The 20,509-nt window shown below is 71.2% G+C and carries 16 protein-coding genes; 7 read left to right on the top strand and 9 right to left on the bottom strand.

Features of this window, described 5'->3' with window-relative positions; translation table 11 throughout:
• Window positions 1-94: 94 nt before the first annotated feature.
• The 4 genes from AB0H78_RS16415 to AB0H78_RS16400 all read right to left on the bottom strand — a co-directional run bounded on the left by AB0H78_RS16415 (window position 95) and on the right by AB0H78_RS16400 (window position 3,518).
• Complete coding sequence (locus tag AB0H78_RS16415; RefSeq protein ID WP_363235159.1) at window positions 95-868, bottom strand: polysaccharide deacetylase family protein; 774 nt, start codon at window positions 866-868, stop codon at window positions 95-97.
• Window positions 869-888: 20 nt separating this feature from the next.
• Window positions 889-1,926: a glycosyltransferase family 2 protein gene (locus AB0H78_RS16410; RefSeq protein WP_363235059.1), complete on the bottom strand. Its 1,038-nt coding sequence runs from the start codon at window positions 1,924-1,926 to the stop codon at window positions 889-891.
• A complete protein-coding gene (locus tag AB0H78_RS16405; RefSeq protein WP_363235058.1) occupies window positions 1,923-2,786 on the bottom strand; it encodes a glycosyltransferase family 2 protein in 864 nt (287 codons plus the stop codon). The genes AB0H78_RS16410 and AB0H78_RS16405 overlap by 4 nt, the downstream gene beginning before the upstream one ends.
• A gap of 321 nt (window positions 2,787-3,107) precedes the next feature.
• Complete coding sequence (locus tag AB0H78_RS16400; RefSeq protein ID WP_363235057.1) at window positions 3,108-3,518, bottom strand: hypothetical protein; 411 nt, start codon at window positions 3,516-3,518, stop codon at window positions 3,108-3,110.
• Between the two features lie 274 nt (window positions 3,519-3,792).
• Here AB0H78_RS16400 and AB0H78_RS16395 point away from each other — a divergent pair, with 274 nt between their 5' ends.
• Window positions 3,793-4,602, top strand: coding sequence for an SGNH/GDSL hydrolase family protein (locus tag AB0H78_RS16395; protein ID WP_363235056.1), 810 nt, complete (start codon window positions 3,793-3,795; stop codon window positions 4,600-4,602).
• On the opposite strand, the gene AB0H78_RS16390 is transcribed toward AB0H78_RS16395, so the two are convergent.
• The gene (locus AB0H78_RS16390; RefSeq protein WP_363235055.1) at window positions 4,586-6,226 is read right to left on the bottom strand and encodes a serine/threonine-protein kinase; all 1,641 of its coding nucleotides are present in this window, start codon (window positions 6,224-6,226) and stop codon (window positions 4,586-4,588) included. The genes AB0H78_RS16395 and AB0H78_RS16390 overlap by 17 nt on opposite strands.
• Window positions 6,227-6,422: 196 nt before the next feature.
• Between AB0H78_RS16390 and AB0H78_RS16385 the strand changes: the two genes are divergently transcribed.
• Window positions 6,423-6,686 (top strand): hypothetical protein, encoded by a 264-nt coding sequence (locus AB0H78_RS16385; protein ID WP_363235054.1) that lies wholly within the window; start codon window positions 6,423-6,425, stop codon window positions 6,684-6,686.
• A 208-nt stretch (window positions 6,687-6,894) separates the two neighbouring features.
• On the opposite strand, the gene AB0H78_RS16380 is transcribed toward AB0H78_RS16385, so the two are convergent.
• The 3 genes from AB0H78_RS16380 to hmgA all read right to left on the bottom strand — a co-directional run bounded on the left by AB0H78_RS16380 (window position 6,895) and on the right by hmgA (window position 10,118).
• Window positions 6,895-7,962, bottom strand: coding sequence for a type ISP restriction/modification enzyme (locus tag AB0H78_RS16380; protein ID WP_363235158.1), 1,068 nt, complete (start codon window positions 7,960-7,962; stop codon window positions 6,895-6,897).
• A gap of 65 nt (window positions 7,963-8,027) precedes the next feature.
• Window positions 8,028-8,777, bottom strand: a complete 750-nt coding sequence (locus AB0H78_RS16375) for a GntR family transcriptional regulator (RefSeq protein ID WP_363235053.1) — start codon at window positions 8,775-8,777, stop codon at window positions 8,028-8,030.
• Between the two features lie 21 nt (window positions 8,778-8,798).
• Entirely contained in the window at window positions 8,799-10,118 is a 1,320-nt protein-coding gene (gene hmgA / locus AB0H78_RS16370; protein ID WP_363235052.1) for a homogentisate 1,2-dioxygenase, read from the bottom strand.
• Between the two features lie 94 nt (window positions 10,119-10,212).
• Between hmgA and AB0H78_RS16365 the strand changes: the two genes are divergently transcribed.
• The 5 genes from AB0H78_RS16365 to AB0H78_RS16345 all read left to right on the top strand — a co-directional run bounded on the left by AB0H78_RS16365 (window position 10,213) and on the right by AB0H78_RS16345 (window position 17,212).
• On the top strand, window positions 10,213-10,824 hold the full coding sequence (locus tag AB0H78_RS16365; RefSeq protein WP_363235157.1) for a TetR/AcrR family transcriptional regulator: 612 nt from the start codon (window positions 10,213-10,215) through the stop codon (window positions 10,822-10,824).
• Between the two features lie 73 nt (window positions 10,825-10,897).
• Window positions 10,898-13,069, top strand: a complete 2,172-nt coding sequence (locus AB0H78_RS16360; protein ID WP_363235051.1) for a molybdopterin oxidoreductase family protein — start codon at window positions 10,898-10,900, stop codon at window positions 13,067-13,069.
• A 131-nt stretch (window positions 13,070-13,200) separates the two neighbouring features.
• The gene (locus AB0H78_RS16355) at window positions 13,201-14,589 is read left to right on the top strand and encodes a citrate:proton symporter (RefSeq protein ID WP_363235050.1); all 1,389 of its coding nucleotides are present in this window, start codon (window positions 13,201-13,203) and stop codon (window positions 14,587-14,589) included.
• Window positions 14,589-15,824, top strand: a complete 1,236-nt coding sequence (locus AB0H78_RS16350; protein ID WP_363235049.1) for an MFS transporter — start codon at window positions 14,589-14,591, stop codon at window positions 15,822-15,824. The genes AB0H78_RS16355 and AB0H78_RS16350 overlap by 1 nt, the downstream gene beginning before the upstream one ends.
• 62 nt (window positions 15,825-15,886) lie before the next feature.
• Window positions 15,887-17,212 (top strand): ABC transporter ATP-binding protein, encoded by a 1,326-nt coding sequence (locus tag AB0H78_RS16345; RefSeq protein ID WP_363235048.1) that lies wholly within the window; start codon window positions 15,887-15,889, stop codon window positions 17,210-17,212.
• 10 nt (window positions 17,213-17,222) lie between these two features.
• On the opposite strand, the gene AB0H78_RS16340 is transcribed toward AB0H78_RS16345, so the two are convergent.
• Window positions 17,223-20,441, bottom strand: coding sequence for an AAA family ATPase (locus tag AB0H78_RS16340; protein ID WP_363235047.1), 3,219 nt, complete (start codon window positions 20,439-20,441; stop codon window positions 17,223-17,225).
• Window positions 20,442-20,509 lie beyond the last annotated feature (68 nt).

Here is a 20,509-nt window from a genome sequence, read left to right as displayed (position 1 = left end):
GTAGGCGTTGCGGAAGAGCGGGAGCCCGCCGCGTTTCTCCTTCACCTCCGCCTGAGGTGGCTGGGGAGGGGCCTCTACCTGGGTGGCTCGCGTGTCAGACACGACTCCTGGTGACCTTCCGGCTGGCCGACGTGGCTCTGCGGACCAGGGCGTACCCCTTGGTCAGGGCACGGTCCCTGGCGAAGTTGCGGGCGATCGAGCGGCCTTCGACCAGCCGCTCGAACTCCTCGATACCGGTGCTGCGCCGTACGGTGACCCGCTCCAGGGCGTACGGTCCCTGCCCGCGCACGGCGAGCGAGTTGCCCACGGCGAGGGCCTGGGCGAAGCCCGCCTCGCGGACCGTGCGGCGCACGCCGCGGCTGGAGTAGCCGTACGGGTAAGCGAACGAAGCGGGCTCCGTGCCGAGTTCGTCGGTGATCAGCTGCCGGCAGCGCAGCGTCTCGAACCACACCTGCTCGCCGCTGAGCTGGTCCATCTGCGGATGGCTGTGGGTGTGCCCGCCGATCTCCGTTCCTGCCGCGGCGAGGTCGCGCACCTGGTCCCAGTCGAGCATGGTGTCCAGGGCGCCGCCGCTCTCGTACGGTCCGCGCAGCCAACCGGTCGAGACGAACAGCGTGGAGGCGAAGCCGTGTTCGGCGAGAGCGGGAAGGGCGTGGCGGTGCACGCCTTCGTAGCCGTCGTCGAAGGTGATGAGGACCGGGCGCTGGGGGAGCGCTCCCCCCGAGCGCCAGGCCGCGGCCAGCTCCGCCGTGGTGAGCGGGGTGAAGCCGCGTTCGGCGAGCAGGTCGAGCTGCTCGCCGAACGCCTCGGGGGAGACCGAGAGCCCGTGCACCGCCTTGGCCGGGCGGTGACCGACCGCGTGGTACATCAGGATCGGGACGGGCCCGCTCACGCGGCCTCCTCCCGCGCCGCGTCCTCCTCGGCCGCCGCGGACCCGGGCGCGCCGGCGATCGGCGCGACCTGGAAGACGGCGGCACCCCGGCGGGCGCGCAGCGACCCCAGGACGTAACCGCCCGCGGCCACCGCGACCCCCGTCACGATGGCGCCCGCCCGGCCCGCGCCCCCCGGGCGTCCGAGCGTGAAGTCGCGCAGCCCGCGCACCACTCCGCCCGGCAGGACCCGGGTGGTGTAGCGGCGCTCGGACTCAAGTCCCTTGTCCGCGCCGACACTTCGCGCGACGAGCGCCTTGGAGAGACCCTCCGCATAGGCCCGGGTCCTGAAGTACCCGAACCGCATCCGTGCGTGCGGCACCTTGTGGTGGATGACCGCGCGGTCGTCGATCAGGAGGACCGCGTCGGGCAGCGCCCTGGCGAGCCGGATGCAGAGTTCGGTCTCCTCGCAGCCCAGCGGCCGCTTGTCGCCGTCCCGGCCGATGCCGGTGGCGAAACCGCCCGCGGCGTCGAAGGCCTCCCTGCGGAAGGAGGCGTTCCCGCCGAGGACGTTGCGCACCCGCACCTTGCCCGGGGGCAGTCCTCGGTACGTACACCCCACGACCCAGTCGAACTCCTCGGGGAACCAGGCCGGCCTGCGCCCTGATGCCCAGGCCGGCACGGTCCTTCCCCCGACGGCCATCACCCGCGGATCGTCGTACCCCGCCGCGAAGTACAGCAGCCAGTCGCGCTCGGCCACCGCGTCGTCGTCGAGGAAGGCGATGATTCCGCCGCGGGCGGCGGCGATGCCGGTGTTGCGGCCCGCGGAGAGGCCACGGGGGCCCGCGTTGGCGAGCACCCGCACCTCTCCCTCTCCCGCATGCTCCTTGTACTCCTGGCCGAGTCTGACCAGGAGCGCCGGATTGTGGTCCACGACCAGCAGCGTCTCGGCAGCCGGCAGCGACTGGTGTGCCACCGATTCGACGGCCGCCAGGATGTCCTCCCAGCGGTCCTCGGTGTACACGCAGATCACCACGGAGATGTTCTTCGTGCTCAAGACACCTCTCCCCGCCCGGAGTTGAGACCGATCGCCTGCGGGCGGCTCTTCGGGCGACGGCTCGCCTTCTCCGAGAGGATCACCTTCAGCACGCGGATGCCGTCGCGCACGGCGCTGAGGTTGGAGACGCCGTGGATGCGGTTGTACTCGTAGCTCGGCACCTCCTGTACGCGCAGCCCGGCCTTGACCACCCGGATGTTGAAGAGGGTCTCGATCTCGAAGCCGGTGCAGTCCAGGACGACGTCGTCCAGGACGTGCTTCCAGAAGGCGTTGTAGCCGTAGCAGAGGTCGGTGTAGCGGGCGCCGAACTTGCGGTTGACGATGGTGCAGAGCGCCCAGTTGCCGAGCTTGCGGATCGGCGTCATGTCGTCCGTGCCGCCGCCGTTGGCGAAGCGCGAGCCCTTGGCGAAGTCCGCGCCGCCGACGAGCGCCGAGACGTAGCTGACGATCTCCTGGCCGTCCGCCGAGCCGTCGGCATCGACCATCACGATGATCTCGCCGGAGCAGGCGGCGAATCCGCTGGTGAGTGCGTCCCCCTTGCCCTTGCCGACCTGTTTGACGACCACCACGTCGGGCCATAGTTCGCGGGCGACTCTGACGGTGTCGTCCGTGGAGTTGCCGTCGACCAGGACCACTTCGTGGATCCAGTCGGGAAGTGACTTGAAGACGTAGGGAAGATTCTCCGCCTCATTCATGGCGGGAATCACGACGCTCACCAGAGGCGCAATGGCCAGGTGCGAGGAGACCGGCTTGTACTGTGCGGGTATTCGAACTACCGCGGTCTCGATCGAATTTCCGTTCGCCGACGGCGTGGATAACGGATCTTGTCCCGGAACTGCCGGGCGCAGAAATGAACTCATGGTTCTTTTCCCTCTCCACCGGTGGACCGCCCGCCCCCGGGCGGTCCGGATGAATGTCCGGTTCGAAAGGGGGGTTTCCCCCCGGGCATGACGAAAAAGCGCTCCGTGCATGCTGGGTGAGCTGGCATTACTGCTTGCGCGGCCCGTATCTCGGCAGTACTTCGGTCACCGAGTACGGCACCCCCCTACCGCGCTCCCTCACCGGCTTCCATCGCGACGCTTGAGCCCTCCCCTAGAGCCGCTTTGCATGATGGACCGATGCGGGTGGATGTACGACGGTATTGACAATTGGGACTGTATGGCAAGACCTGGAACGCAGCCTCACCTTTTTGTGATTTGGACCGTACTTTCACGGTCGCTTACGGAGTTCACTGTTCCTTTTTTGCGCCGTACCAGAGCCGGCAGGAAGAGGAGCGAACTGATCACGGCCACGGCCGCGACTCCGCCCCGGACCGACCACATGTGCGCGGCCAGCATGGTTTCCGCGATGAGCAGATTCAGTGCGACTGCCCCTCCTGAAGACGCCACCAGGCGTCCGAATGGTTCCAGTCCGCGCAGATTCGTGGAGAGTGCGGCGGCGGGAGCCGTCAGAAGGAAGAAGAGCGCAAAGGGCGCACGCAGCGGAGAGGCCAGATCGGCGAGCGCCAGGACGGCGCCGACCGCCGAGACGGCCAGTGCCGCACCCGCGAGCGCGGGCAACGATTCACTTGATCTACTACCAAGGGTCTGCATAGGCGACGATTCCCCCCGAAGCGTCGGATGCCGGGATTCAATGTGGCGCAGTCCGCCGGTTGCCGTCAAGGATGCAGCCGATACGCACAGTCACCCCGGAGGTGTGGGCCGCCTCGTGGGTCACAGCGCTCCCGTGCGTGCAACTCCGTTTCATCACAAGGGTGTTAAGCGTCGGAAGGTTGAGCAAGTCATGAAGTTATTGACATGAACACTTCCGGGATCTGGTGGGGCCTGGTACGACAGATGAGGCAGAGATCCTGCTAAGGGAGGTTCCATGAAACTGTCCCGAATCGCGGCATACGTCTCCTCGCTCGTCCTCGCCGTCGTCTTCGCCCTCACCGGGGCGGGCACGGCACACGCCGCCCAACAGGCCGACTCCACCGACTATGTGGCGCTCGGGGACTCGTACTCCTCGGGTGTCGGCGCCGGCAGCTACGACAGTGCCAGCGGTTCCTGCAAGCGCTCCACCGTGGCCTACCCGGCCCTCTGGGCCGCCGCCCATTCACCCTCCACGTTCGCGTTCGCCGCTTGCTCGGGCGCTCGTACGGGTGATGTTCTCTCCGGCCAGCTCGGCTCCCTCAACTCCTCGACCGACCTCGTCTCGATCACCATCGGCGGCAACGACGCCGGCTTCTCGGACGTCATGACCACCTGTGTGACCTCATCGGACGCCACCTGCCTCAACCGGGTCGCCACGGCCCGCGGTTACGTCGACACGACCCTCCCGGGCAAGCTCGACCAGGTGTACTCGGCGATCAGCGCCAAGGCCCCCGCGGCGCACGTCGCCGTCCTCGGATATCCGCGCTTCTACAAGATCGGCGGCAGCTGCGTCGCCGGTCTGAGCGACACCAAGCGCGCCGCCATCAACGGCGCGGCCGACTACCTCAACGCGGCGACCGCGAAGCGGGCGGCCGACCACGGCTTCTCCTTCGGCAGCGTCACCGGGACCTTCACCGGCCATGAGATCTGCTCGTCGAACTCCTGGCTGCACAGCCTCAACTGGCTCGACATCGGCATCTCCTACCACCCGACCGCCGCAGGGCAGTCGGGCGGCTACCTGCCCGTGCTCAACTCGACGGACTGACGCTTCCGTCCGGGGAGGAGGCCCCGCCCGTCGGGGTCTCCTCCTCGCACGTCACCGAGAAGTGCACCGGGTTGGACGTCACCTGTTTCGGACTGCGGACCTCCAGCCTGATCTGGTCCTCGTACGCCGCGTTCGCCTGGTAGGCCAGCTCCGTGTGGTTGACCTGCTGGGTCGTGGAGCCGCCTGCGGGGAAGTCCAGGGTCTTCCAGTCGGGATCCGAGCTCCGCCCGTTGGCGAGCAGCCAGCGGTACTCCACCGTGACCGGCGCACGGCCGACGGTGAAGACCGCCGTGAAGGCCGGAGCTCGGCCGTCGGGCGGCGGGCAGGTCCCCTTGTAACTCCCGCGCACCGTCTGCAGATACACCTTGACCGACTGAGCGGGCTGGTGACTCTTCGTGGGGCCCCCTCCGCCGCCGGCCGGGGTGCTCGCGCCGCTGCTCGCCGTGGGCTCGCTGCTCTGTGACGGGGTGGTGCTTCCGGCCGAGGGCGACGAGGCCGAGGGTCCGCCCGCGGACGAGGGTCTGTCGTTGTTCGAGTCACCGCCCTTGTCGTGCAGCAGGGACCAGGCGATCCCGCCACCGGCCAGCAGCAGTACGGCGATTCCTGCCGTCAGCACCAGCCCGGCCCGGCGTGACCGTGCCTGCGTCATCGGCGTGGTCGGACCCGTGGAAGCCGCGGCGGGATACGCGGCCGTCGGACGGGGCGGGATCGGCGCGGGCCGGTACGGCGGGGGAGTGTTCGACGTCATCGTCGGGCCGAACGGCCCCGCGGCGGCCACCGTCGGCGCCGCCGTCGTACCGCCCGCGGCGACCAGACGCAGCATCTGCGCCGCCTGCGCCCCGCCGATCCGGTCAGCCGGACTCTTGCGCAGCAACCCTTCGATCACCGGTGCCAGCGCGCCCGCCCGGTGCGGGGGCGGCAGCTCTTCGTCGACCACCGCACGGAGCGTGGAGAGCGGGGTGTCCTGGCGGAACGGCGGGCTTCCCTCCACCGACACGTACAGCAGCACGCCCAGAGCCCAGAGGTCGGACGCGGGCCCCGCCGCCTGCCCCAGCGCCCGCTCGGGGGCCAGGTAGTCGGGGGAGCCGATGAGTTCGCCCGTCATCGTGAGCGCCGAGGTGCCCTCGACCATGGCGATGCCGAAGTCGGTCAGCACCACCCGCCCGTCATTGCCGATCAGCACGTTGCCCGGCTTCACGTCGCGGTGCAGGACGCCCGCCGCGTGCGCACTCTGCAGAGCGGCGAGGACCTCCGCCCCGACGTGCGCGGCGCGCTGCGGCGCGAGCGGCCCGTCCGCGTCCAGTACGTCGGAGAGCGAGAGCCCGCGCACCAGCTCCATCACGATCCACGGGCGGCCGTCGTGTGCGGCCACGTCGTACACCGTCACCACATTGCGATGGGTGATCCGGGCCGCGGCCCAGGCCTCGCGTTCCAGGCGGTCGTAGAGCCTGCGCACGTCGCCGGAGGGCAGACCGCCGGGCGCGCGCACCTCCTTGACCGCGACCTCACGGCCCAGGACCTCGTCGCGGGCGCGCCAGACGACGCCCATACCGCCTTGGCCCAGTTGGCCCAGTAGTCGGTAGCGGCCTGCCACCACCCGTTGGTCGTCCGGTACTTCGGTCACGGGTGAGCCCCCATTCCCCCAAGGAAATCACTCAAAGTTAGCTCAACTCGGGGTTGTCGAAGCCACTTTGGGTACAAGGCCCGTGTCAACCGGATACCGGTGAGGTGAATCCTGTGCCCGGGATACACGAGTGTCTCGAGGGGGCGATAGGGTTACCCTGCCCGGGCCGGGTGCCCTCGAACGGGTGGGGAGTGACATGGAACAGATAACGGTGCGCAGCAGGCCGCGAGTGCCTGCGATCACGTGCGGGAGCAACGCGACCAGCTCGCGCCTCGACCGCCATCTCTCGGTGCTCGGCGGCCCTGCCGTCCCGCAGCGCGAGACGGCGGAGGCGACGCTGCTGATGCGTGAGCTCACCTCGCGTGATGTCGCGCACTCGCGCACTGCCAAGGGAGCGCGGGTCAAGCTCTTCGCGCCGCTGCGGCGGCTGCGCCGCACGCTGTTCGGCAGCCGCGGCTGACCTTTCGCATTCGTCGGTAGCAGACGCTCAGGCGATCACACCGTCCCGGCGCAACGCTGTTCGCTGCCCTAGTGCCCACCCAGGTGAGCCGGCCCCAGGGCGCTCAACAGTGTGTCGGTGTGCTCGCCCGGAGTGGGAACCACCCCCGTCGAGGAGTTCTTCGCCTCCTCCACCCTCCAGCTTCCCCCAGCTGTCCCGTGCCGCCCGCTCACAGGAGCGCGAACTGGCCCTCGGGGCCCTCCTCGTGATGGTCGAGCACCGACGCGGGGCGACGGGCGGACGCGGGCGCCGGCAGCACTCCCGCTGCCCTCAGCTCGGCGCGTGTCAGCTGTGGCCCCTTCAACTCCGGTCGGGAAGCGTTCAGTTCGGCGATGAGGGTCAGTACGGTGATCAGCTCCAGGAGCTCCGACGTCCACTCCTGCGGCCAGTCGGGCAGGTCGGCCACCGTCGTACGGCGGTGGAACCAGAGCTCCAGCATCCGGATGTCGCCGACATGGAAGTCCCACGCCTCGGGCGGTACGGGCGAGATGCGGCCCTCGCCGACCAGGAGCGACTCCTCCTCGGCGTCGTAGCCGACTTCGGCGGGACGGGCGGGGAGCGGAGCGCGCACATAGGGGCGCCGCCCGCCCGGCAGCCGGGGCCGCCCGCCGCCGTGTGCGCCGCGCAGCTGGATGCGGAGCATCTCCCGGCCCCACCGCACGCCTTCGGCCCAGGGACCGGGATCCGCGGGCAGGGCAACCGTCGCCGTACCCGACGCCAGGCACCAGGCCAGCACATCCTCGGGGGCCACCTCATGGCCGTACCGCGCGCTCAGCAGCGGCAGCAGACCCGGCGCCAGATTCGGCTCCCGCCCGCCCGGCCGCCGGTACAGCGGCCTGATGCGGCCGGGGGATCCGGCCGGCAGCAGCCCGGTGACGGTGAAGTCGTCCACCAGGAAGAGCTGCCGGGCGTCGGCCACCCGCCACAGCTCGGGGCGGGCGGAGTCGATCAGCCGGTGGTCCGGTATCAGCCACTGCTCGTCGTAGGGGCCGTACGCGACCCGGACCGGCGCGGGACAGGGGCCCGACTCGCGGGCGAGGCGGCCCGTACCCGTGGACCGGCCCGGCAGCGCGGCCACCGAACTCGCCGTCGTACGCGACCGGGTGGGCCCGAAGAGCCGCTCGCGCTCCGGTCCCGTCGCGGCCATCAGCGCACCCCACCGCGCCCTGAGCACCCGCGCATCGGGCGCCACCACCCAGCCGCGCCCCAGCCGCAGGGGCGTCACCGACCAGGGCATCAGCTCGTCGAGCAGGGGCGCGTCATCGGTCACCGAATCATGCTACTGACGGAAGCCGGGGGGCGTCAGGGGGCTTCCACCGTGACGGAGAAGGAGAAGCGGTCGCCGCGGTAGCGGATGCGGGCCACGTCCGCCACCAGGCCGTCCTCGTCGTACGTCACCCCGGTGTAGTGCAGGATCGGCGACAGCAGCGGGACGTTGAGCAGCTCGGCCGTCACCGGGTCGGCGAGCCGGGCCTCCACGGTGTCGGTGACCCGGCTGATCTTCACGCCCACCATGTCCCGCAGCACCTTGGTCATCGGCCAGCGCTCCAGATCGGCGAGGTCGAGCGCGGCGGCCAGCTCCGGACGCAGCGCGTTCTCCGCCCAGTTGGTGGGCTCGCCGCTCTCGCCGTCGCAGCGCAGCCGCTTGTACGTGACGACCTCGTCGAGGCCGGGGAAGTGGTCGGCGATCTCGCCGGGGACCGGGCCGAGCCCATGGTCCAGGATCGTCGTCAGCTCGCCCGACTGCTGCGCCACGATCGCGTCGATCGAGCCGAGCAGCCGGCGCGGGGCGCTGCGGCGCGCTCCGGGTTCGATGAAGGTGCCGCGCCGCCGGTGCCTGCTGATCAGCCGCTCCTCCTCCAGCTCCTTGAGCGCCTGGCGCATGGTGAGCACGCTCACGCCGTAGTGCGCGGCCAGCTGCTCCTCGGTGGGCAGCCGGAGCGGGTCGTCGGGGCGGCGGCCCAGTATCGAGGCGCGCAGCGACTGCGACACCTGGTACCAGAGCGGCAGTTTGCGGTTGAGGACCAACGAGTCGGGCGCAAATGAGGACACAGGCCTCTCCCCTCCCAGCGGCTACGACCCGAAATGACGTGGGAGACCCTGCCACACATCGTCGTACCCCGGCTGCAGGTGGGAGGCGTTCGCCGCCTGCGAGGTGGCCGTCACCGGCCAGCGCGTCTCGAACATGAAGGCCAGACCGTCGTCGATCTTCTGCGGCTTCAGCTCGGCGGCGCTCGCGCGCTCGAAGGTCTCACGGTCGGGGCCGTGCGCGGACATCATGTTGTGGAGCGAGCCGCCGCCGGGTACGAAGCCGTCGGCCTTCGCGTCGTAGGCGCCGTCGATGAGGCCCATGTACTCGCTCATCACGTTGCGGTGGAAGTACGGCGGCCTGAACGTGTCCTCGCCGACCAGCCAGCGCGGCGCGAAGACCACGAAGTCGACGCCCGCCAGACCGGGGGTGTCGGACGGGGAGGTGAGGACCGTGAAGACCGACGGGTCGGGGTGGTCGTAGCTGATGGTGCCCATCACGTTGAAGCGGTGCAGGTCGTAGACGTACGGAACGTGATTGCCGTGCCAGGCGACGACGTCCAGCGGGGAGTGGTCGTAGGTCGCGGTCCAGAGGTTTCCGCAGTACTTGTTGACCACTTCGACGGGGCCTTCGACGTCCTCGTACGCAGCGGTGGGAGTCAGGAAGTCCCGTGCGTTCGCCAGTCCGTTGGCGCCGATCGGGCCGAGCTCGGGGAGCTCGAAGGGCTGCCCGTAGTTCTCGCAGACGTATCCGCGGGCGCTCGCGTCCAGGAGCTCGACGCGGAAGCGGACGCCGCGCGGGATCAGCGCGATGTGGCCGGGCTCCGCGTGCAGCAGCCCGAACTCGGTGCGGATCAGCAGGCCGCCGTGCTCGGGGACGATCAGCAGCTCGCCGTCGGCGTCGCTGAACACGCGGCCGGCCATGGCGACATTGGCGTGGTAGAGGTGAACGGCCATGCCAGTGCGCTGTGTTGCGTCGCCGTTGCCGCCCAGCGTCCACAGCCCGGCCAGGAAGTCGGTGCCCGGCGCGGGTTCGGGGAGCGGGTTCCAGCGGAGCCGGTTGGGGTCGGGGACCGACTCGGTGAAGGGGGCCGTGCGCAGCGTTCCGTTGTCGGTCCGTACGAAGGGGGGATGCGCGGCCGAGGGGCGGATCCGGTACAGCCAAGAGCGCCGGTTGCTTGCCCGCGGCTCCGTGAAGGCGCTTCCGCTGAGCTGCTCCGCGTACAGGCCGAGCGGGGCGCGCTGCGGGGAGTTGCGGCCGTGCGGCAGGGCGCCGGGGACGGCCTCCGAGCTGTGTTCGTTGCCGAAGCCCGAGGAGTACGTGAGGGACTCCGCGGTCTTCCGCGCCTGCTCGCTGCCGTTCATGGTCCGCTCCCACTCGCCGCATCCGTAATCCTATGCTCAACAGTAGGATTACGGATGCGGCCCGTCAACGGGAGGGCCCGGGCCGCGGTGCATGATGGGGGCTGTGCCTGACGATCACGAGAACAGCCTCCGCCGTGCCCCCGTGCAGCAGCGCAGCGCCGAGCGGCTCGACCGGATACTGGAAGCCTGTGCCGTACTGCTCGACGAGACGGGGTACGAGCAGCTCTCCACCCGTGCCGTCGCCGCCCGCGCCGGGGTGCCCATCGGCTCCGTCTACCGCTTCTTCGGCAACAAGCGCGCCATGGCCGACGCCCTCGCCCGGCGCAATCTGGACGTGTACGCGGAGCGGGTCACCGCCCGTCTCGGCGGACTTCCCGCCGCCGACTGGCGTGCGGCGATCGATGCCGTACTGGACGAGTATCTGGAGATGAAGCGGACCGTCCCCGGATTCGCGCTGGTCGAGTTCGCCTCCCAGGGCACGCCGAACGAGGGGAACCCCCTGGTGGCGGACCGGCTCACGACCCTGCTCGCCTCGCATCTGGGCCGCGCCGCCGACGAGGCGCTGCACCGTACGTTCCTGGTCGCGGTCGAGGCCGCCGACGCCGTGCTCCAACTCGCTTTCCGTACGCGCCCCGAGGGCGACCCGGGCTTGGTGGCGGAGGTGCGGGTCCTGCTGCGCGCGTATCTGGCAAAGACTCTCGACTGACTCTCGCCGACGAGCATACCGGTCGGTATGCTCGGGGCCGACTGCGCGTCACGCCGCCGCCCCGGGAGAAACGATGTCTCGTACCGCCCTGCGCATCTGCCCGCTCTGCGAAGCCACCTGCGGACTCACCCTCACCATCGAGGGCACCCGCGTCACCGGAGCCCGCGGCGACCGCGACGACATCTTCAGCCAGGGCTTCATCTGCCCCAAGGGCGCCTCCTTCCCCGAGCTCGACGCCGACCCCGACCGGCTGCGCACCCCGCTGGTCCGCAGGGACGGCGAGCTACAGGAGGCGAGCTGGGACGAGGCGTTCGACCTGATCGCCGCCCGGATCAGGCCGCTGATCGAGACGTACGGACCGAACGCGGTCGGCGTCGTCCTCGGCAACCCGAACGTCCACACCATGGCCGGCGCCCTCTACCCGCCGGTCCTCCTCGCCGCACTGGGCACCCGCAGTCTCTTCACCGCGAGCACCCTCGACCAGATGCCCAAGCACGTCTCCAGCGGGCTGCTCTTCGGCGACGCCCTCGCCATCCCGGTCCCCGACCTGGACCGCACCGACCACCTCCTGATGCTCGGCGCCAACCCCCTCGATTCCAACGGCAGTCTCTGCACGGCGGGCGACTTCCCAGGCCGGCTGAAGGCGCTGCGCAAGCGCGGCGGCACACTCACCGTCGTCGACCCGCGCCGCACCCGTACGGCCAGGACCGCCGACCGGCACCTGGCGATCCGCCCCGGCACGGACGCCCTGCTGCTCGCCGCGATCGCCCACACCCTCTTCGACGAGAAGCTCACCGACCTGGGCGCACTCGAAGGCCAGGTCGAGGGCGTCGAGGAAGTCCGCGACGCCGTAAGCGAGTTCACTCCCGAAGCCGTCGCGGACGCCTGCGACCTCACCGCCGACGACATCCGCTCGCTGGCCCGCGAACTCGCCGCCGCACCGACGGCAGCCGTCTATGGGCGCGTCGGCAGTTCCACCGTCCGGTACGGCACCCTCACCAACTGGCTGGTCGACGTACTGAACATCCTCACCGGCAACCTCGACCGTCCCGGCGGCGCACTCTTCCCGCTCTCCGCCACCGACCGTGCCCCCCGCCCCGCAGGCCCAGGACGCGGCTTCGCGCTCGGCCGCTGGAAGAGCCGGGTGAGCGGCCACCCCGAAGCCAAGGGCGAACTCCCCACCGCCGCCCTCGCCGAAGAGATCGAGATGCCGGGCGAGGGCCAGATCCGCGCCCTGATCTCCATCGCCGCCAACCCCGTCCTGTCCGCCCCGGACGGCGACCGCCTCGACCGGGCGCTGGCCGGACTCGACCTCATGGTCAGCGTCGACCCGTATCTCAACGAGACCTCGCGCCACGCGGACGTCGTCCTGCCCCCGCCGCCGCCCTCGCAGAGCGCCCACTTCGACTTCGCGTTCAACACCTTCGCCGTACGCAACCAGGTCCGCTACTCCCGCCCCGCCGTCCCCCTCGAAGCCGGCCGCATGGACGAGAGCGAGATCCTGGCCCGGCTCGTCCTCGCGGTCAGCGGGATGCACGGCGCCGACCCGGACTCCGTCGACACGATGGTCATCGAACAGACCCTCGCCAAGGCCGGAGCGCCCAAGGAGCTGGCCGCGCAGCTCACCGGCCGCACCGGACCCGAGCGGCGCCTCGACCTGATGTTGCGCCTGGGCCCCTACGACCTCACCCTCGACCAGCTCATCGACCACCCGCACGGCATCGACCTCGGTCCGCTGCAGCCCCGCATCCCGCAGATCCTCAAGACCCGCAGCGGCCGCATCGAGCTGTTCCCGGCGCCCATCGCCGCCGATCTGCCGCGCCTGCGCGGCGCCCTTGCCGGACGGCCCGCCTCCTCGCTGGTCCTGGTCGGCCGCCGCCATCTGCGCTCCAACAACAGCTGGATGCACAACGTCCCGGCCCTGAACGGCGGCTCCAACACCTGCACCCTCCAGGTCCACCCCGATGACGCCGCACGTCTGGGCCTCGCCGACGGAGTTCCCGCCCGTATCAAGGGAGAAGGAGGGGCGCTGGAGGTCCCGGTGGAGGTGACCGACGCCGTACGCACGGGAGTCGTGAGCCTCCCGCACGGCTGGGGCCACGACCGCCCGGGGACCAGGTCCGCGGTCGCCGCCGCACGCCCCGGAGTCAACGTCAACCAGCTGCTCGACGGCTCGCTCCTCGATCCGCTGTCGGGCACCTCCGTGCTCAACGGCTTCCCCGTCGAGGTGAGCCCGCTCTCGTGACACCGCTGTGACCTGGTGTTTTGCTCGTATTGCTCACGCGTCAACATCTTGTTAACGCTTCTGGACGCGCCCTAACGTCATCCGGACCGCCGCCCCGGTGGGAGTTCAACGGTGAACGTTAGGTAGCCCCCATGCTGACCATCCTCGGCTTCGCCATGATCGCGACCTTCCTGGTCCTGATCATGCTGAAGAAGATGTCGCCGATCGCGGCGCTCGTTCTGATCCCCGCCCTCTTCTGCGTCTTCGTAGGAAAGGGCGCGCACCTCGGCGACTACGTCATCGAGGGGGTCGGGAGCCTGGCGCCCACCGCCGCGATGCTGATGTTCGCGATCGTCTACTTCGGCGTGATGATCGACGTCGGCCTCTTCGACCCGATCGTCCGGGCGATCCTGCGCTTCTGCAAGGCGGATCCGCTGCGCATCGTCGTCGGTACGGCGCTCCTCGCGGCGATCGTCTCCCTCGACGGCGACGGCTCCACCACCTTCATGATCACCGTCTCGGCGATGTATCCGCTCTACAAGCGCCTCAAGATGAGCCTGGTCGTGATGACCGGTGTGGCCGCCATGGCCAACGGCGTGATGAACACCCTTCCCTGGGGCGGCCCGACGGCCCGAGCGGCGACCGCGCTCAAGGTCGACGCCTCCGACATCTTCGTGCCGATGATCCCGGCGCTCGCCGTCGGCCTGCTGGGCGTCGTCGTCCTCTCGTACGTACTCGGCCGCCGCGAGCGCAAGCGCCTGGGCGTGCTCACCCTGGACGAGGCGCTGGTGGTGGAGCCGGAGACCGTCCTGGTCGGCGGCGGTTCGGTGACGAAGCCGGGTGCGGGAAGTGCCGGTACGGGCACCACATCCGCGGGGGACGACGGCGACGACGAGGGCTTCCAGGGGCTGGACCCCGACCGCCCCACCCTGCGCCCCAGGCTCTACTGGTTCAACGCCGCGCTCACCGTCACACTGCTCACCGCCATGATCATGGAGTGGCTGCCGATCCCGGTGCTCTTCCTGCTCGGCGCGGCCCTCGCCCTGACCGTCAACTTCCCCCACATGCCCGACCAGAAGGCCCGCCTCGGCGCCCACGCCGAGAACGTGCTCAACGTGGCGGGCATGGTCTTCGCCGCAGCAGTCTTCACCGGGGTGCTCACCGGCACCGGCATGGTCAAGCACATGGCGGACTGGCTGGTCGGCGCGATCCCCGACTCCATGGGCTCACAGATGGGCCTGGTCACCGGCCTGCTCTCCATCCCGCTCACCTACTTCATGTCCAACGACGGCTTCTACTTCGGCGTCGTCCCCGTCCTCGCCGAGGCCGGCGCCGCGCACGGCGTCTCCTCGCTGGAGATCGCCCGTGCCTCGCTCGTCGGCCAGGCGCTGCACATGTCGAGCCCGCTGGTCCCGGCCGTGTACGTCCTGGTCGGCATGGCCAAGGTCGAGTTCGGTGACCACACCCGCTTCACCGTGAAGTGGGCCGTGCTCGTCTCGCTCCTCGTCCTCGTCTCCGGCATCCTCTTCGGCATCATCTGATGCTCTCCCGGGCCTGGTTGCTGCGCCTCGTCATCGCCTTCGGCTTCGCGCAGGCGGCGGTGTCGATGGCGCGGCCCGCCGTGTCCTACCGGGCCCTGGCGCTGGGTGCGGACGAGCGCGCGATCGGTGTGATCGCGGGGGTGTACGCGCTGCTGCCGCTCTTCGCCGCCGTACCGCTGGGGCGCCGTACGGACCACGGAAGGTGCGCGCCCCTCCTGCCCGCCGGAGTCGCGCTGATCGCCGTCGGATGTGCGCTCAGCGGCCGGGCGGACTCGCTCGGTGCGATCGCCGCGTGGAGCGGGGTGATGGGCCTGGGCCACCTCTGCTTCGTGATCGGCGCCCAGTCGATCGTGGCCCGGCAGTCCGCACCGCATGAACAGGACCGCAACTTCGGGCACTTCACCATCGGCGCCTCGCTCGGCCAGCTGATCGGACCGGTCGCCGCCGGCCTCGTCATCTCCGAACACGACGGAGCCATGGGGCGTACGAGCGCCACCGCGCTGCTCGTCTCGGCGGCCGTCGCGGCCTTCTCCCTCACCTCCCTGTGGCGGATCGAGCACCGCAAGGGGCCGGACTCCCGCCGCCCGCAGGCCTCCAAGGTCCCCGTCGCCCGGATCCTCCGTACCCGGGGAGTGCCCGCGGGGATCTTCATCAGCCTCGCCGTGCTGTCCGCGACCGACATCCTGACCGCCTACCTCCCGGTCGTCGGCGAACACCGGGGGATCGCACCGGCCACGATCGGTGTGCTGCTGAGCGTGCGGGCCGCCGCGACCATCGCGTGCCGTCTGGTGATGACCCCGCTGCTGCGGCTGCTCGGCCGCACCGTACTGATCACGGCCACCTGTCTGCTGGCCGCCCTGCTCTGCACCGGCATCGCACTTCCCGTCCCGGTGTGGGGACTTGGCGTCATGCTGGCTCTGCTCGGATTCTGTCTCGGGGTCGGCCAGCCGCTCTCCATGACCACGGTCGTCCAGGCCGCCCCCGACGACGCCCGCTCCACCGCGCTGGCCCTGCGGCTGACCGGCAACCGGCTGGGACAGGTGGCGGCGCCGGCATCGGCCGGACTCGTCGCCGGGACGGCGGGAGCGGCGGCCCCGTTCGTCATGCTCGGCGGACTGCTGCTGATCGCGGGGGTGTTGGGGCTGCGCGACGGCCATGGGCGGGCGGGGGCGCGTCAGGTCCCCGTACGGAAAAGGCCGGTTCAGGCCATTCCCGACCCGCCGGTAACCCGCTAACTTGCGGCGCAGCCGCCACTTCAGGCCGGTGCCGTCGCTCGATTCCCACGGGTGGAACCATCATGTCGCGCGCCATCTCTCTGCAGAACGTGACCAAGCGGTACGGCCGGGGCGCTCCCGCCGTCGACCGCCTCTCCCTCGACGTCGAACCGGGGGAGTTCCTGGTCCTCCTGGGACCTTCGGGCTGCGGCAAGTCCACAGTGCTGCGCATGATCGCCGGTCTGGAGGAGATCACCGAGGGCGAACTCCAGCTGGACGGCGAGTACTCCAACCATCTGCCGCCCGGCGGACGCGGCATGGCGATGGTCTTCCAGAACTTCGCGCTCTACCCGAGCATGACCAGCCGCGACAATATCGGCTTCCCGCTCCGCTTCGAGGCGCCGGGCGAGGACCCCTCGCCCCGCGTCGAGGCCACCGCCCGCCTCCTCGGCATCGCCGACCTGCTCGACCGCTACCCCGGCCAGCTCTCCGGCGGCGAACGTCAGCGCGTCGCCATGGGGCGGGCCATCTCGCGGCGCCCCTCGGTCTTCCTGATGGACGAACCGCTCTCCAACCTCGACGCCAAGCTCCGCAACCACCTCCGCGCCGAAATAGCCCAGCTCACCCGGGAGTTGGGGGTGACCACGATCTACGTCACCCACGACCAGTCCGAGGCGATGTCGCTCGGCGACCGGGTGGCCGTGATGCGCGGCGGGGTCCTGCAGCAGATCAGCCGCCCCCGCGAGGCCTACGGACTGCCCGAGAACGTCTTCGTCGCCGCCTTTATCGGCACCCCGCGGATCAATCTCCTGCAGGCCGTCGTCCATGCCCCGCTGGAGGGCCGGATGTCGATCGACCTCGGCCGCCAGCGCCTCGCCCTGCCCGAACCGCTCAGCGCCGACCACCAGTTGCTCCGGATCCAGCAGGGCCGCAGGCTCATCGTGGGCCTGCGCTCGGAGGCCGTACGGATCGCACCGCCGAGCCAGGCCCGCGCCGGCGAGGTGGCCATCAGCGGCATCGTCGAGCATGTGGAGTTCCAGGGCCACGAGGCGCTGGTCCACCTCAACACCGGCTCGCAGCCCGCCCTCGTACCGGACCTGGAGTCGCCGCGCCCCCAGCCCGCCCCGCGCCGCCGCCAACTGCAGGGTGTCGGTGTGCTGTCGCGGCTGCGAGAGCGCACCGGCATGGGACCCGTGGTGGTCCTGGACGAGCCGGAGGCCCCGGGCGCCACCCCGGACCGGCCCGCGCTGTCCTCCGGGGATCTGGTCGTACGCACCGGGCCCGATCTGCGGCTGCGCACCGGTGCGCAGGTGCCGCTGCTCGTCGATCTCGCCCATCTCTACGTCTTCGACCACTACGGGCGACGGATCTGTCCCACTCCAGCGGAGCTGCCCGGGTTCGAGATCTGAGCCCGGACGCTCAGAGCAGCGCGCGCACTTCGCAGACGCGGCGCAGTCCCGCCGGGTAGGGGAGCGTGCGGGCCAGGTCCTCGGCGAGGGCGAGGGCGGCAGCCGACTCCGCCGCTCTCCCCAGCCGGGACAGGGCCAGTGCGTGCACCGCCCGTACCTCGGTCTCGGTGATGCGCTCCCCGGTCCGCGCGGCCCGTTCGGCCTCGGCGGCCGCGATCCGCCCGGACTCCTCGTGGCGCCCCGCGGCCGCGTGCGCCCACGCGGTCAGGAGCGGCGACTGGGCCGCGTCCATGCCGCCGAGCAGCCTCAGCGCTTCCGCTGACTGCCCTTCGCGCAGGGCGAGTTCGATGCGGGCGGTACGCGCCTCGTGATGGGCCTGGCGGTCGTTGCGGTCGGTGGCGGCCTTCTCGGCGCGCTCCAGGAGCTCGGCGGCCTCGGCCTCGCCGCCCGTACGCATCCGTACCCGGGCCAGGGCCGCCAGCGCGTACGCCAGACACCACTCACCGTTCGACTCCGCGCCCCGTACCGCCTCCTCGGCGTGGGTCAGCGCCTCGTCGAACTCCTCGCAGAGCAGATGGAGTTCGGCCAGATTGGCTCGCTCGAAGGCTTTCGCGGTGGGGTCGCCGGAGCGCTCGGCCAGTTCCAGGGCGCGCTGCCCGGTGGAGATCGCCTCGCGCAGCCTGCCGCCCCGGCGGGCGTTCTCGCGCAGGATCGACAGCACGCTGGTGAGAAGGGTCGGGTCGCCGTACGCCTCGGCCGGGGCCAGTGCCCGGTCGGCGGCCGCCCGCGCCTCTGCGAGCCGCCCGGCCAGACCGAGGTTGCTGGCCTGTATCGCGAGCGCCCTCGCCGCAAGATGCTGTCCGGCCGGACCTGCCACGCCCCGCGCCGAGTCCAGTGCCTGTCCGGCGGCGGTGTACCCCTCCTCGTACCGGCCTTGCACGAAGTAGACCACCGAACGGGACGTGTGGTGTGTGGCGGCGGGTTCGGCGGCGGTCCCGGGGCCCGGTGGGTAGCTGCGCAGGATTTCCATGCCCGCCCGCGGAGTCCTGGCCTTGACCAGGGTCTCGGCGAGATGCGCTGCGGCCAGCACCTCGTCGTCGTGCTCACCGCGTCGTCCGAACTCGGCGAGGGCCTCCCGCAGCGCCTCGGCGGCCTCCGCGAAGTGGCCCATACGGCGCAGCACATGGCTGTGCGCGAGCCGGGCGCGGGCGGCGTCGACGTCGAGGCGGGCGACCAGGTCGCGGTAGTAGCGGTCGGCGGTGTCGTTGGCGTACAGGGCCGCCGCGCGCTCGGCGGCCCGGCGCAGATACTCGGCTGCCCGCGGGTCGTCGGCGCGGGCGAAGTGCGAGGCGAGTGCGTCCACGGCGTCGGGCCGGTGGCGCAGCACGGCCTCGGCGAAGGCGGAGTGGAGCTGTCTGCGGCGGACGGTGCTCAGCTGCTCGTAACAGGTCAGCCGGACGATCGGATGGCGGAAGGCGAGCCCGGCCTCCGGCCGTCCGGCGACCACGACCTGCCGCTCGACGACCAGCGAGGCGCCAATGGCGGCGTCCAGGGCGTCGGCCGCCTCCGCGCCCGAGAGCCGCAGCCCGCGCCCGGCCACGTCGAGGACCTCGGAGAGCGAGGTCTCTCCGCCGGAGGCCGACAGGGCCTCGACCATCCGGCGTGCCGCAGGGGCGATGCGGCCCAGCCGTTCGGCGACCAGCTGGCGCACGGTGTCGGGGGCGGTCGACGCGCCGGAGGAGCGGGCCAGCTCGACCGCGAACAGCGGATTGCCCAGCGAGAGTTCCCAGACCCGGTCGGTGGCGGTGCCGACATCGGCGGCCACGGCAAGACAGGCGTCCCGGTCGAGACGGGTCAGTGCCACGCGCCGGGCGAGCCCCTGGCGCACCAGGGCGGCCAGCCCCGTCCTGCGCGGATCGGTCTCCGCCAGCTCCTCCTCCCGGCAGGTGACCGCGAAGCGCCAGGGCGCACCGGAGTCGGCCGCGCGGCGGGCCAGGTGGCTCAGCAACTGGAAGGAACCGGCGTCCGCGGCGTGCAGATCGTCCAGGACCACCAGGACCGGGCGTACGGCGGCCAGTTCGCCCAGGAGACCCGCCGTCGCCCGGAAGAGCCGGTCGCGCTCCTCCTCGGGGCTGCGGTCGGCGAGGCTGCGGACCTGCCCCAGCGAGGGGAGCAGGGAGGCGAGCTCGGGGTATTCCGCGCCCGCCCTGGCGCGTTCGGCGGCCGGCCGGTCGGCCAGCCAGCCGTCCAGGGCCTCGGCGAAGGCGCCGTACGGAGTGTGCCCCTCGGCGTCGTGACCGGCGCCCCACAGCACCGCCGTCCCCTCGGCCGCGGCGCGCCGTGCCGCCTCGCCGACGAGCCGGGTCTTGCCGAGGCCGGCCTCCCCGGTGAGGAGGTGGACCGGCGGTGTGTCGGGGGAGAGCAGGGCGCGCAGAAGGTCGTCGCGGCCGCGCAGGGGAGCGGGCGCCGGGTTGCGTATCGCGGCAGGAAGCACCGGTGCGGAAGGCCGGGGCACGGGCGCCGACGCCGACAGTGCCGACTGGTGCAACTGCTCGGTCTCGGGTCCTGGCCGTACGCCGAGCTCCGCGTCCAGCGCCTCCCGGCACAGGTGGTACTGGCGCACCGCCTTGCGGCGCAGCCCCTGGCGGGCATAGGCGTCGATGAGCACCTGGTGCGCCTGCTCCTCGGCGGGGCTGGTCACCAGGACCTGCTCGGCGGCGGCGGCCGCCTCCTCCGGTGCGCCTTCCGACAGATGCGCCTCGGCCAGCCCCAGGAGCACCCGCTCGCGCAAGGACCTGAGCCGTTCGCGCCGGGCCTCGGCCCAGACCGCATACCGGTCCTCGGGGAGCAGCTCGCCCGCGAAAGCGGCGAGCGCCGAGGCCAGCGCCTTCGACCCGCCGTCGCCGAGCGCGCTCCCGGCCAGGGATTCGGCGTGGTCGGCGTCGATCCACACCGTCCGTGGATCCAGCCGCAGCAGCGCGCCGTCGCCCAGGAGGTACGAGGAGGCGGCGCGTGGCGCGAGTTCGGGTTCCATGGCCCGCCGGGCGGCGTGCAGGGCGACCCGCAGACTGCCGGTGGCGGAGTGCGGGTCGGCGTCCGGCCAGCAGATGTCCATGGCCTGCTCGCGGTGGAGGCTGTGGCCAGGGGAGACGGCGAGCAGTTTGACCAGGGCGCGGGCGCTGGGGCGGGGCCACCGTTCGGCGAGCGGAGGACCGCTGTCCCGATCCACCCGGAATCCGTCGAAAAGGTACAGACGAAGGAGCGGAGGAGCGGAGCCTGTGGTTCCGTCCGATATTT

Source organism: Streptomyces sp. NPDC050738, assembly GCF_040654175.1.
Classification (GTDB): Bacteria; Actinomycetota; Actinomycetes; order Streptomycetales; family Streptomycetaceae; genus Streptomyces.
This window is presented reverse-complemented; position numbering and strand designations above follow the sequence as displayed.